The organism is Prevotella koreensis, from assembly GCF_003977605.1.
GTDB lineage: Bacteria > Bacteroidota > Bacteroidia > Bacteroidales > Bacteroidaceae > Prevotella > Prevotella koreensis.
Genome location: NZ_RYYU01000001.1, coordinates 1,521,709 through 1,534,349, shown reverse-complemented (window position 1 = coordinate 1,534,349; position 12,641 = coordinate 1,521,709). Strand labels below are relative to the sequence as shown.

Annotated in this window: 10 protein-coding genes, 1 tRNA gene, 1 pseudogene and 1 riboswitch; of the genes and pseudogenes, 6 read left to right on the top strand and 6 right to left on the bottom strand. The window is 44.1% G+C overall.

What is annotated here, in order from left to right; translation table 11 throughout:
- Positions 1 to 35: 35 nt before the first annotated feature.
- The 3 genes and pseudogenes from EHV08_RS06510 to EHV08_RS06500 form a co-directional block, all read right to left on the bottom strand.
- A complete protein-coding gene (locus EHV08_RS06510) occupies positions 36 to 341 on the bottom strand; it encodes a hypothetical protein (RefSeq protein WP_126678600.1) in 306 nt (101 codons plus the stop codon).
- Between the two features lie 40 nt (positions 342 to 381).
- A pseudogene (locus EHV08_RS06505) lies at positions 382 to 1,308 on the bottom strand (TonB-dependent receptor); the annotation flags it as partial.
- Positions 1,309 to 1,495: 187 nt separating this feature from the next.
- Positions 1,496 to 1,681: riboswitch (cobalamin riboswitch) on the bottom strand.
- A 47-nt stretch (positions 1,682 to 1,728) separates the two neighbouring features.
- Positions 1,729 to 3,450: a Na/Pi cotransporter family protein gene (locus EHV08_RS06500; RefSeq protein WP_126678599.1), complete on the bottom strand. Its 1,722-nt coding sequence runs from the start codon at positions 3,448 to 3,450 to the stop codon at positions 1,729 to 1,731.
- Between the two features lie 143 nt (positions 3,451 to 3,593).
- Between EHV08_RS06500 and EHV08_RS06495 the strand changes: the two genes are divergently transcribed.
- The 6 genes from EHV08_RS06495 to EHV08_RS06470 all read left to right on the top strand — a co-directional run bounded on the left by EHV08_RS06495 (position 3,594) and on the right by EHV08_RS06470 (position 10,547).
- Positions 3,594 to 5,261, top strand: a complete 1,668-nt coding sequence (locus EHV08_RS06495; protein WP_126678598.1) for a nucleoside kinase — start codon at positions 3,594 to 3,596, stop codon at positions 5,259 to 5,261.
- Between the two features lie 685 nt (positions 5,262 to 5,946).
- Positions 5,947 to 6,285, top strand: a complete 339-nt coding sequence (locus EHV08_RS06490; protein WP_126678597.1) for a TM2 domain-containing protein — start codon at positions 5,947 to 5,949, stop codon at positions 6,283 to 6,285.
- Positions 6,286 to 6,592: 307 nt separating this feature from the next.
- Positions 6,593 to 6,973 carry a TM2 domain-containing protein gene (locus EHV08_RS06485; RefSeq protein ID WP_126678596.1) on the top strand — a complete coding sequence of 127 codons (381 nt, stop codon included), beginning with the start codon at positions 6,593 to 6,595 and terminating at the stop codon, positions 6,971 to 6,973.
- Positions 6,973 to 7,404, top strand: coding sequence for a DUF2752 domain-containing protein (locus EHV08_RS06480; protein ID WP_126678595.1), 432 nt, complete (start codon positions 6,973 to 6,975; stop codon positions 7,402 to 7,404). Before EHV08_RS06485 ends, EHV08_RS06480 begins: the two co-directional genes overlap by 1 nt.
- Positions 7,405 to 7,445: 41 nt before the next feature.
- Positions 7,446 to 10,148 carry a hybrid sensor histidine kinase/response regulator transcription factor gene (locus EHV08_RS06475; protein ID WP_158676063.1) on the top strand — a complete coding sequence of 901 codons (2,703 nt, stop codon included), beginning with the start codon at positions 7,446 to 7,448 and terminating at the stop codon, positions 10,146 to 10,148.
- 213 nt (positions 10,149 to 10,361) lie between these two features.
- Entirely contained in the window at positions 10,362 to 10,547 is a 186-nt protein-coding gene (locus tag EHV08_RS06470; protein WP_126678593.1) for a hypothetical protein, read from the top strand.
- A 202-nt stretch (positions 10,548 to 10,749) separates the two neighbouring features.
- Here EHV08_RS06470 and EHV08_RS06465 read toward each other — a convergent pair.
- The 3 genes from EHV08_RS06465 to EHV08_RS06455 form a co-directional block, all read right to left on the bottom strand.
- Positions 10,750 to 10,820 (bottom strand) — tRNA-Gln (locus EHV08_RS06465).
- 294 nt (positions 10,821 to 11,114) lie between these two features.
- Positions 11,115 to 12,032 (bottom strand): DUF6935 domain-containing protein, encoded by a 918-nt coding sequence (locus EHV08_RS06460; RefSeq protein WP_126678592.1) that lies wholly within the window; start codon positions 12,030 to 12,032, stop codon positions 11,115 to 11,117.
- Between the two features lie 255 nt (positions 12,033 to 12,287).
- On the bottom strand, positions 12,288 to 12,581 hold the full coding sequence (locus EHV08_RS06455; RefSeq protein ID WP_126678591.1) for a nitrous oxide-stimulated promoter family protein: 294 nt from the start codon (positions 12,579 to 12,581) through the stop codon (positions 12,288 to 12,290).
- Positions 12,582 to 12,641: the final 60 nt, after the last annotated feature.

The following is a 12,641-nucleotide window of genomic DNA, read 5'->3' as shown; positions in this document are numbered from 1 at the left end:
TTGATGATTAATTAATGTATAAAATTATTTTCGTTTTAGGGTATTAATACTTTTCTTACCTCTCCGTTACTCATTTTCACGATGTTCATACCGCGTCGCGGAGTTGTAATTCGTGCTCCGTCGGCGGCATATCGTGCCACCTCTGTTGATGTATGTGAGCCGTTAATGTCGTCTATTCCGGTTGCAATGATTGCTGCGATAGACTCTTCGAGGTGCAGGTCTTCGGCTCCGCTCACCTCCGTACTCGTTTCTCCCAGCGCTCCCACGGTCTGGTTCAGTCCGCTATATACACGCACGAAATCAACAAAATCGAGACTCACCGGTTGGCGATTATTGTCCACCGCCCACGCTATGTCTATGCTACGGGCATCTATATTGTCATATTATTTCGAACACATTTGACGACGACACGTAGAACTCTTGCTGGCGATAACGGTTGTCGATCATCAATGTTGTCGTGTCGCGGTTGATGTAGTGGGTGTTATAGTGTACGTATTTCGTCAGCAGTCGTGTGCTGAATACGTTCCCTATGCTCTTCTGCAACGAAGCCTGTGCGAATGTGTTATGATCCCATTGTCGCTCACCGCGTCGCCATACGTTGTTCACTATTGCTCCGGGAATGCCGCGCCCGGAGTGGTAGGTGTATGCCTTAATGTTCCACGCGCCCTGCTCGAACACCCCGTTAAGATTGGCCTCGGCGCGTAATGCCCAGATGTCGCCGTTCTGTCGGGTGGCAGTGGTGTCGTATGCAACAGTTCCGTCGGGAGTTATCCTGCGATAACGGAAATCATATTTTCCGCTCGATGATATTATTCCGGCACTCATTGAAGAACTCACAGCCTCTGATATTCTCTCTTCCCAAAGCGTGGACAGAGCCACCATGTCGCTCGAACCATATTTAATATTAAAGCGAAGATGCCTGTTCTCGCCTATTGCAAAGCGTGGGCGACGTGTGCGGATATACACCGAACCGGCGTTCCCGAACTCGCTTGCGGGCTGGAATATCGCGCTCTTCTGTCCGTTGTATAGTGTTATTTCTTCAACATTGTCGAGTGAGAATTGTCCAAGGTCAATCTGTCCGTTCTGTGCATTGCCAAGTTCTACGCCGTCATAGAATATGCCCAAATGGTTTGTGCCCATAGAGCGTATGTTAGCGGTTTTTATGCCTCCCACGCCTCCGTAGTCTTTCAGTTGCAGTCCGGCGAAATATCTCAGTGCGTCGGCAACGTTATGAGAGTTGAGTCTTTTCAGTTGTTCTACGTTCAGGGTGTGTGACGGAATTACCTCTCTGAACGTGAGACGCGACATTACGACCACCTCGGCAACATTTTGAATGCTGTCAAGACGGCTCTTCTTTATTTGTCCGTATGAAACGGAGAAAACAAAGCAAAGCAGGCATATAAGCCATGAGCGCAGAGTGATTTCCACAAATATTTACACGTAATGACTACACGTCATAGTCGTTTCCCCATCGATGCCCATACCCAGGGGCGTTCCGATGGTATTTATGCAGGCAGGTCTTCTGACTTTGCCGACGGCAACGAACGTCTTCCCAATAATCTCAGTGACATTCTTGTTCGTGCCTTTACAATTTCGGCTTACAGCAGCGGGTCTGTCCGGGAGTTTCACCCGATTCCCTTTTCATCTCCAAAAGGCGAGAACCTGCATATTCGATGCAAAGTTACGGTGTTTTGTTTTAATCCCCAAGAAAAACCTTAAGAATTTATCTTAGGCATCCCGATACTTGATTCCGGTGCGTGCCTCTACCACGTTCACCACGTAGTCGCCAAGTTTTTCACACTCGTTCACGATGTCCATGTATATCGTTCCGGTGCCGTAGGAATAAACATGGTTGTTTACATCTTTTATGTTGAGGCTTCGCAGTTGGTCACGGAAATTGTTGATTTCATTCTCTATGTTGAACGTAAGGTTTACGTCGAAACTCTCCTTGCGTCCTGCCATGAGGGTATTCATGTGGGTGAGTGCCTGATCGGTGAGTTCCATCATCTGATGTATGTGCTCGTATTGTTTCTCAGTGAAATGATCTTGCTTGGCCTGTATCTTACGGCTTATTGTGCGTGCGACGTTGTAGCATGAGTCTCCGATGCTCTCTATCTCGGTTATCTCGCGCAGCATGGCGCGTATCTTGGCCTTCGTTTCGTCAGAAAGGTGGTTGTCGCTCACTTGGTCAAGATACGTTGCTATTTCTATTTCCATGTTGTCGGAGATATTCTCATACTTCTCTATCCTCGCATAGAGTTTCGCAAATTTCGCTTCGTCTTTCTCCACGAGCAGTTCTCTCACCATTCCGAACATGCGCTGCATTCGCTCGGCAAACGATTGAATCTCTTTCTGTGCCTGAAGAACCGACAACTCAGGGGTTTCCATAAGTCCGGCAGGGATGAATCGCAGACGGAAATCTTCTTCCTCATCGAGTTTCTTAGGCTTGATTATACGGCACACGATTTTTTCTATCTGAGGAATAAACCAAATCAGAATTGACGTATTGGCAATATTGAAACAGGTGTGGAATGCGGCCAATACGAAACTCAGTTTGGCGGCATTGGCAAGAAAAACATCTTCTCCCACGCTTGTCTTTGTCATCGTTACATCGTAGCCTGCCAAGCCGCAAACGAGGTCAACGAACGGGCGGAAAATGAGCAGAATCCAGCAAATGCCGAACAAGTTGAAGAACATGTGTGCGAATGCGGCACGCCGTGCCTGTGTATTGGCGGTGAGGGCAGCGATGTTAGAGGTGACGGTGGTGCCGATATTCTCGCCCATCACGAGCGCGATGCCTTGATAGATGGGAAGCACACCGCTCGAACATAGAATCATGGTGATGGCCATGACGGCGGCCGACGACTGCACGCACATCGTAAGTACGCCGCCAATCAGCAGGAACACCAATGTGGTGACAAAACTGTTGGGGTCGAACGATGAGAAGAACTCAAGCACCGACAAGTTCTCGCCGAGGTGCATGTCGATACCCGTCTGGCGCAGGGTGCCGAGTCCGAGGAACATGAACGCGATACCGAAAAGGAAATCGCCGATGTCCTTACGCTTCTTATTATATATAAGGAGTATGGCTATGAAGAATGCAGGATATACGAAGTCGGTGATATTGAACGAGAATCCGGCCGACATAATCCATGCCGTGAGAGTGGTACCTATGTTGGCACCCATGATTACAGATATGGCTTGGGCAAGTGTCAGCAGACCGGCGTTAACGAACGAAACGGTCATCACCGTCGTCGCCGTTGACGATTGCACCGATGCGGTGACGAAAACTCCTGTGAGCATTCCCGTGAAACGGTTGGTTGTCATTGCCTGAAGAATGTGGCGCAGTTGCGAACCGGCCATTTTCTGAAGGCTTTCGCTCATTGATTTCATACCAAACATCAACAGTGCGAGAGAGCCTATCAACTTGAAAAATATCCAAACATCCATAGCGGATAAATTAAAAAATATAAATATTAAATGTTTAATCAGGTTTTAATTCCTCGATAGCAAGATTGTTGTTATCTTTGCCATTGACTTCGCGAAAACTATTCGCACGGGTTTCGCGAATATTAACCGTAAAATCCATTATTATGAAACAAACAGTTAAAATCCGTTGCAAAAATAATAAAAAAACGGTAAATGTGGAAATAGGAAGCACACTTTCTGATATTTTTTCTATTTCGGGGGTGGAAATGAAGCATGGACCGGTAAGTGCCGAGGTAAACAATCGCGTGGAAGGAATGCATTATAGGGTTTATCATAATCAAGACGTGGAGTTCCTCGACATCACCACACCAAGCGGTCACCGTGCCTACGTGCGTTCGCTTTTCTTCGTGCTGTGCAAGGCGGTGAGCGACATCTATCCCGACGGACATGTGGTGATAGACATCCCGGTGAGCAATGGATACTATTGCGACCTGCGCATTGGACGAGCCGTGACGCTCGAAGATGTGACAAAAATCAGACAGCGTATGGAGGAAATCATTAAATCGGCCAGGCCGATACGCCGACATGAATGTCCCACCGAGGAAGCCGTGGAAGTGTTCAGTCGTGTCTCCACGCACTCGTCTAAGGTGAAACTGCTGCGTGGCATAGGCTCGCTTTACACCGTGTATTACGAAATAGACGGATATAACGATTATTACTATGGCACGCTGCTTACAAATACCGAACAACTATATCTATTCGGTCTGGAAAAATATTACGACGGACTTTTGCTGCGTATTCCTTCACAGGACAATCCGGATGTGCTTGGCGAAATGGTAAAACAGGATAAGATGTTCGAGATTTTCCAAGAACATCATCGCTGGCAGGACATCATCGGTATATCCACAGTGGGCGACCTGAACGAGGAAGTGAGGCACGGGAATGCAACAGACATAATAAAAGTGTCGGAGGCTTTGCAGGAAAAGAAAATCGCACACATCGCAGAAGCAGTGGCAAACAGCCGTGGCGTGAGAATGGTTCTCATCGCAGGGCCGTCGTCAAGCGGTAAGACAACGACGTGCAAGCGTCTCTCGGTGCAACTGATGACATGCGGGTTGCGTCCGGTGCAGATTTCGCTCGACGACTATTTCGTTGACCGCGCAGAGACACCGCTTGACGAAAAGGGCGACTATGACTATGAGAGCCTTTATGCTCTGAACATACCGTTGCTCAACAAACATCTGAAACAGTTGTTCGACGGTGAGGAGATAACGCTGCCGAGATACGACTTCCAGACAGGGAAAAGTGCCCCGGAGGGGGGAGGAAAGATGCGGTTGCGCGAGAACGATATTCTCGTAGTGGAGGGAATACATGCACTGAATCCGAAACTCACGGAGCAGATTCCGGACGAGATGAAATACCGTGTCTATGCCTCGGCACTGACAACGATACTTATAGACAATCATAACTATATACCCACCACCGACAACCGACTGCTGCGACGCATCGTGCGCGACTATAAATATCGTGGATGTTCGGCACGGGAGACCATCAGACGTTGGGGTTCGGTGCGTGCAGGAGAGAATAAATGGATTTTCCCGTATCAGGAGAATGCCGACACGATGTTCAACACCGCAATGCTTTTCGAACTCGCCGTGCTAAAGAGTCAGGCGGAACCGATACTGAGAGAGGTGCCGCAGAATGCTCCGGAGCATTCCGAGGCCTACCGCTTGCTGAAGTTCCTCAGTTACATATCGCCAATCAACGACCGCGAAATACCGCCTACTTCACTGATACGCGAGTTCCTCGGTGGCTCGTCATTCAAGTATTAGGTATTACGGAAACAGGGGCTTTGCCTCGCTTTTCAGCATGGTAAGATAGGGACAAAATGCTTGGAGCATGTCTATGGCGATATAAAACATGCCCTATCGTAATGCAAAATGGGCGAAATTGGTCAGCAATTTCGCCCATTTTGCTGACCAAATTCGCCCAATTTGTTTTCTGGTAGGACAGAAAGACATGAAAGTTTGGGACAAAAAGACATAAAGGTCTGTGGACAAAAAGACATATTTTGGGGGACATAAAGACATAAAGGATTTAGGACAAAAAGACAAAAAGATCATTTTTTGTATGAATTTATATGTCATTTCTTCAAATCCTAAAAGTCTTTATGTCTTTTTGTCCTAAATCCATTATGTCTTTTTTGTCTTAATAATATGTCTTTATGTCCTCCCAAATATGTCTTTATGTCTAAAATTTTTTATGTCTTTTTGTCCGGAAAATATGTCTTTATGTCCCAAACCTTTATGTCTTTATGTCAAAATCGGCTCTTTATGTCTCAAAAATCCCATCTTTTTATCAAAATTTTATCTTTTTTTTTGCAGAATAAATCAATTTGTTTATCTTTGCAGAGTAATTTCTTTTCACGGCTTAAGCACAACGAGAGCCTGTGATTTGGAATCCAACTGAAATCAGGAAAGGTGATATACTATTATTAACTCATAAATAAACAATATTATGGACGCAAATCAGATTGATCAGTTTTTAGCACTGAACAGTGAAAACCTCCCGGAAGAGAGACTTAACGAAATTCGTGAACTTCTTGCAGCAGCAGATGATAACAAGGTAAACTTGCTTAATGCAACTCCTTTGAAAGGTAAGACAATGATGCTGCTCATCTCTGTCTTCCTTGGCAGTTATGGCGTTGACCGCTTCATGCTGGGTGACACTACAATGGGTGTTATCAAGTTGTTGACATGTGGAGGTTGTGGTATCTGGACCATCATCGACTGGTTCAGCATCATCAACAAAACCAAGGAGTACAACTACAAGAAGATTATTGAGGTGCTTGGATAATCCTTACACGGATTTCATCCGCTTCCAAATTTAATCACAAAGACTATTTGCAGCGTGCTATGGCGCGTTGCTCATAGTCTTTTTTTTAACCCCAATCGGTCATTAGAGTCCTTGGCTGATTTTGTTCGATTGTTGAGCAAATATGCTGACGTTTCATCGAAGGCGTAGCGGGCTACATCGAGATGTAATGGCTGCGGCAGATGTCGGCAAACGGACTAAAGTAGTAAGGAAGTATGCCGGTAATAACAAATCTAAGCAAATGCGTTCAAATGACCGATTGGTGTTTAATATTATATTCTGAACAATAATGGATTCTAACAAAGTAAGCACTTTCTTCATTGCCAATCAGGGATATATCCCCACGGAGTATATCCCAATTATAAGGCAAAGATTAGAGGCTATGGACGACAGCAGATCGTTCACATTGATGTCGATAAGTCTCAAAAGTCCGTTAGTTGCACTCTTTCTGTCAATCTTTTTGGGTACGTTCGGGATAGACAGGTTCTATATCGGAGATGCCACTAACGGTGTGATAAAACTCATCGTGGGACTCTTCGTTCTGCCTACAGCGTCGGTGTTCACTTTCGGCATTGGAGCGATTCTGTATGTTGGCTATATGCTCGACTGGTTCTTGATAATGGGTGCCGCGAAGAAAAAGAATGCCGAAAAGATGATGATGTACCTTTGATGACGGCGAGGGAAGAAAGAAAAAAACTGTGGCTGCTCAATATTGTGTGGGTAGCACTACTATTTTGGCTGCTAATCAACTGGACTGACGGTGGCTATAAAAACACTGTGACGGTGTGTCCCACTAAACTGTTGTGGAGCGTACCGTGTCCGTCGTGTGGTGTTACGCGTGCTTTTCTGCTTGCTGTGCATGGTCGTTTTCTCGAGGCGGTGCAGATGAACATCAATGTGATTTTCCTCGTCCCGATATATGTAGTTTTCCCGATAGTGGGAATTGTGGGAATGATAATGCGCAAGAATCTGCAACAGATGATGCTTGACACGGCAGAGAAGTATATGAGGCAATGGCGATTCATTGTGCCGTTCGCCCTTTTCGAGATAACTGCCGAGGTTTTGAATATATATCACCATTTAACCTGCGGCATGCCATGAATGCATGGTCGCGGATAATCCTTTTAAATAAGGCAATCTTGATGAAACGAATTTGTCTTTTCCTTATATTCATCTATGCACTCCTCTTATGTGCATGTAGCGACAACGGAGATTCCGGTGCATCGAAAAATTCGGTCATGCAGAAAGCCGACTCTTTGCTCGAAGCATCGTTCGATACATTCGACAAAGGAAATTTCTCTGATGCGCAGAGCATGGGAGAGAGGGCTTTGGCAATTTATACCGAAGCAAAAGATACGGCAAACATGCGCGAATGTTACTCTCATTTATGTTGTTGTTATGCGCGTACCTCCAATACGGAGAGGGCGATAGCAATGGGAGAGAAGGCTCTGAAGATAGACAGTATAAAGATGGATTATGAGTCGATGGGGTCTGACTATAACAATCTTGCTGCCGTTTATCTGGCCGTGAAGGATGTTGAGAATGCAAAGAAATTCATCGATAGCTCTATGAAAATGGATCGTATATCGGGCACCAACAAGAGTGAGTCGGCACATTTGGGAATTGCATGCGAGGTGTATAATAAACTCGGAAGGCATGAAGAGGCTCTGAATTTTGTTGCACAGGCATTCGAAATTGACAGTGATGCCGGCGATTCGCTGAAAATGGCACGCAGGTTGTCGCAAATGGGCGATGTTTATGCCGATATGGGAAACTATGTTAAGGCGGAGAAAAACTATTTGGACGCAAATGTGTTGATGCATGACACGCCGGAAAATATTTCCGTATGTATCAACTTAAAGCAACTGGGCAACGTCTATCTGAAGATGGGAAGACGGACAGACGCGGTAAAAATGCTGGAGAAAAGCAAAGAAATGGCGGAGCGCATGGGCGTGAAATATCTTATACAACAGAATCTTGAGATTCTTGCTGAGATATACAAGACCACGCAACCGACAGTCGCCGTGACTTATTTGCAGAAAGCAGGAGAACTGAAAGACAGTATCTTTAATGAAAATACATGTCGGATAAAAGAGAACTATGCCGCAATGTACGAGTCAACACAAAAGCAAGAGACGATTAAAAAACAAGAAGCACTGCTGTCTATTCATAAAATGGTGTTTTGGGGAGGTGTGACATTGGTACTCATGTTGCTGTTTCTTTGCGTGGCGTTGTTCTACATAGTAAGGCTGCGCTCGCAGCAACAAAAGATGATTGCTCGGACAAACTCCATACGACAAGACTTCTTCAAGAATATAACGTATGAGTTCAGAACGCCACTCACGGTGATACAGGGACAAGTGAACAGCATGAAAGAGGGCGAGACCGATCCGCAAAAACTGAACGCTTATGACACTATAACAGGACAGTCGGATGTTCTTCTCAACCTCATTAACCAACTCATTGAAATTTCGAAGGTGCATACCGATGACGTAAATAATGTGTGGCGTTCGGGCGATGTCGTGGCTTTGACGCGTATGGTGGTTGAAAACTTACGCACTCATGCCGAAAAGAAACTCATAACATTGGAGTTCGAGTCGAAGCAGCCGTGTATTAATATGGACTTTGTGCCGGGCTTTATGAAGAGGTGTTTGTGTAATCTGATATCCAATTCGCTGAAATTCACACCGCGAGGTGGGGTAATTATCATCACTATGAAGAGGGAGGAAGGGATGATTGTTATCAATATCGCCGATACGGGAATCGGTATTCCGAAAGAGGACTTGCCACATATCTTCGAACCTTATCACAGGGGGAGCAATGTGGATCCAAATATAGGTTCGGGAATTTCGTTGTCGCTGACACAGCAAATGGTGCTAGCAATGAACGGAAGTATTGAGGTTAAGAGCATTGAAGGTAAAGGTACGTTGTTCACACTTTCTATTCCTCTGAAACATTCCGAGCGTGAATTACCATACTGGATGCCTTCGCTGTTTGCCATGGGAAATGCGGTAGTGGAATCTGGTTTGGGGGAAGTAAAAAAGGGATGGGTAAAAGAGGAGTCCCGAGAGATTGCCGATGGTGACAGACTACAGGTGCTATTGGTGGAGGATAATGCCGAGGTAGCGCGGTATATGCGTGCAATACTGACAGAGAAATACAAAGTGATGTATGCCCCGAATGGTAGTGATGCGCTTGCAAAAGCCATGGAATATGTGCCAGACATCATCGTTACAGACCTTATGATGCCCGAAATGGATGGGTATGAGTTGTGTCGCAGCGTAAGGGCAAGCAAATTGCTGAACCACGTTCCTGTGATTATCGTAACGGCACATGCCGAGCATGATAATCTTATGAAAGGTTTTGAGGTGGGGGCCGATGCTTATATTGCAAAGCCCTTCGATAGCGAAGAACTGATGTTGCGCGTGGAAAAACTGCTCGAACAGCGACGGTTGCTGCGAGAGAAATATTCTAATGCGCTGCTTGACGAAAGTGTGGAAAAGGTGGATACCACCGCTGCCGACCAGAAATTCATGTCGCAACTGCATCAGATACTACAGGCGAATATGAGTGATACGGGACTTGGATCGGCCTTCGTGGCAGAAAAGTTGTTCATGAGTCAGCGACAACTGAACCGTAAAGTGAAAATGCTGACAAATGTTGACACCGCTACCTATATCCGGGAGTTCCGTATATTGTTTGCAAAACAGATGTTGAAGAATACCGATAGTTCGATAACCGATATTTATATGCAATGTGGCTTCGACTCTCCTTCTTATTTTTCTAAGATGTTCAAACAATCAACCGGGATGACACCTACGGAATATAGGAAAAAGAATGTATAGCGAAAATATTTGATTGTAACATAATAAAAAAGGTAAATCGATGTTTATTAGCGATTTACCTTTTCTTATGTCCTTACTGTTATATTTTTTATTGTTCAAAAAGTCCTATTTGTTATACTTTTTGTCCGTAATATAACATAAAATATAAAATAAACTTTGCACCTTTGTACCAACAAAAGTTCAATAGCCTACACTATCAATATATATAAGAGTATGATGAAAGAATGCCCTCAAGCGACACACGATAAATCAGAGACCGGTGATGTTTCTGCCTATGAAATGATGAATATGGAAATAGAGAAGTTCATTAATATGGTGGATGAAGAAGAACGCAATAATAATGTAGTTCTCCACAACAAACTCAGTTGGAGGGACGGAAAATATTTTAAACCATCATGATAAATTGCTCAAATAATGCTTTGGGCGTATGCTAAATTAGTTACTTAGCGTGCATTTTCAGTGTTATGTGCGCAATCAGACTACACAACACAAGGCTTTAAGTAAGTGTTAGACTTATTCATACATAAAGATATGAAAAATTTTAGAAAGTGGTAAAAAGAGTAAAGCCGCGCTGGAAGTGATTCCGACGCGGCTTGTGTTGTTGTCCAAGGCGGATTCGAACCACCACAAACAGAACCAAAACCTGTTGTGCTACCATTACACCATTGGACAATTGCGGATGCAAAGGTACGATTTTTTTTGCTCTCTTACAAAATTTTCGCATTCTTTTTTGTCAAGCGATTCTATTTTGTCGGTTTCCAAGCGCGCCTAATGTTACTTTTCGCTTGTTATACGATACAATTCGCTCATCGCTCCGCTCGTCTCCGACAGGATACGCTTTCAAAGCGAAGCGGAGAAAGAATCCCTCATCGCTCAAAGGTCAACAAAAAAAGAGAGTGTGTCAATATAAAACTTTGGCACACTCTCATTGCGTTTTACCTCAGCCGACACAAGCGGCTCGGAAAATTATTTCAAGCCATTCCAAGTACCACGAATATTACGGCATTGTACAAATAAATCCGGGAAATTGAATATCTTGTATGGGCCACTTTCACTATCGTACATTCTTATTACGCTGACCATACGTTTGTAACTATCCCATCCACCGCTGGTAATTACAAGAGCGTGCAGTACTTTACCGCCTGCAACTTCCGAATCTTCATTCGCTTTATTTGGGTTTGCAGTTATTTGTACGGTGTATGGTTCATTAGGCTTGTATGCATTTGAATAAGTCGCTCCTTCCAATGAGGCTGCCGGGAGATAACGTTGAACATAAGGGTCTTTGCTATTCGACTTGATTTTATCCTTTATTATTTTTAGCGAACTGCTTGCACAAGTTGGTGTACATAACAACTCAATACACTTTTTTCCTGTTTCATGGTTGCGACCATATATTTCCATAGCCATTGGCAACATGGCAATACAACCCTCAGCAGTTAAGCCGAGAAATTTCTCATAAACGGCCTTGAACTCTGTGTAGCCTGATGGTATGTTTGTGAAAGATACCCTGTTTTTAGCATTTTTGTTATATTCATCAAAAGAGAAAGCAGATGTCACGCGACGAATGGCATTTCCATTAGACGAGAAATTGTCCTCCTTGGAGTTTATTTGCACACCTATAGTGTAGGTGTGATCACCATAAGTTGCAGTGTTACCATCAATTTGCAACGTTTTTTTATCTTCATTTACGAGGTTTGCCCAAGGGTCTTTATTTGTGCTTCCGCCGCCTCCGCCACCTCCGCCGGAGTCATCACCACCGCCTCCGCCGCCTCCGCTTGGGATATCCGGATCATCACTACCACAAGATACAAACGTCAGTGTGCCTGCTGCGAATAGTCCGAGCACTGATAATAACATGATTTTCTTAAAAATGTTCTTTTCCATAATTGTTGTTTTTAGTGTTAATACTATATGAGGAAATCACTTTTTCAGTAGTAATCGTTTCATTTGAATTGATATTTCTGTTTTATGTTTTTCAGATTTTCATCTAATAGATGTCATCACTAATTTATTGTTGTACTTATTTTTGTTTTTGCAAAAGTAAGTTTTTTTTTAAAAACGTGCAAATTTTTAATAGAAAAATAATTTAAACCCATAAAAAAATGAGTTTCTCTGTTTTTATTTTATGATAAACATGCGCTATCTGTTTAACAGGTGGCGTATTGCAGAAATTGGGGAAAATAACAACATTCTCGGGCCAGACCATCTCATAATCTTTCTTATCATTTCCCGCTCTCGTGGTGCATAGCAATGTATCGGGCATTTCTTGCAGGCGGTTTTTTTATCCCCGAACCTACATCGTTCAAGTCTTTTACAGGCATATTCTGCCAACCTTTGGTATTCTTCAGGGATATCTTTCTGCTTCAGTTTGTAACGAGAATAATGCTCAATCATTGTTCTCACTGTCTTTTTCTCTCGTTCTATTTTTCTCATTTGCTTTTCAATTATTGCATGCCGGCATACCAATCATTCCCCGTATGATATTTTTCGCTT

What these genes read in the sequence shown, in the direction of transcription:
- EHV08_RS06500 (WP_126678599.1), bottom strand. Translation starts at nt 3,450, where the DNA reads ATGGATGTTTGGATATTTTTCAAGTTGATAGGCTCTCTCGCACTGTTG.
- EHV08_RS06495 (WP_126678598.1), top strand. Translation starts at nt 3,594, where the DNA reads ATGAAACAAACAGTTAAAATCCGTTGCAAAAATAATAAAAAAACGGTA.
- EHV08_RS06490 (WP_126678597.1), top strand. Translation starts at nt 5,947, where the DNA reads ATGGACGCAAATCAGATTGATCAGTTTTTAGCACTGAACAGTGAAAAC.
- EHV08_RS06485 (WP_126678596.1), top strand. Translation starts at nt 6,593, where the DNA reads ATGGATTCTAACAAAGTAAGCACTTTCTTCATTGCCAATCAGGGATAT.
- EHV08_RS06480 (WP_126678595.1), top strand. Translation starts at nt 6,973, where the DNA reads ATGACGGCGAGGGAAGAAAGAAAAAAACTGTGGCTGCTCAATATTGTG.
- EHV08_RS06475 (WP_158676063.1), top strand. Translation starts at nt 7,446, where the DNA reads ATGAAACGAATTTGTCTTTTCCTTATATTCATCTATGCACTCCTCTTA.
- EHV08_RS06470 (WP_126678593.1), top strand. Translation starts at nt 10,362, where the DNA reads ATGATGAAAGAATGCCCTCAAGCGACACACGATAAATCAGAGACCGGT.
- EHV08_RS06460 (WP_126678592.1), bottom strand. Translation starts at nt 12,032, where the DNA reads ATGGAAAAGAACATTTTTAAGAAAATCATGTTATTATCAGTGCTCGGA.
- EHV08_RS06455 (WP_126678591.1), bottom strand. Translation starts at nt 12,581, where the DNA reads ATGAGAAAAATAGAACGAGAGAAAAAGACAGTGAGAACAATGATTGAG.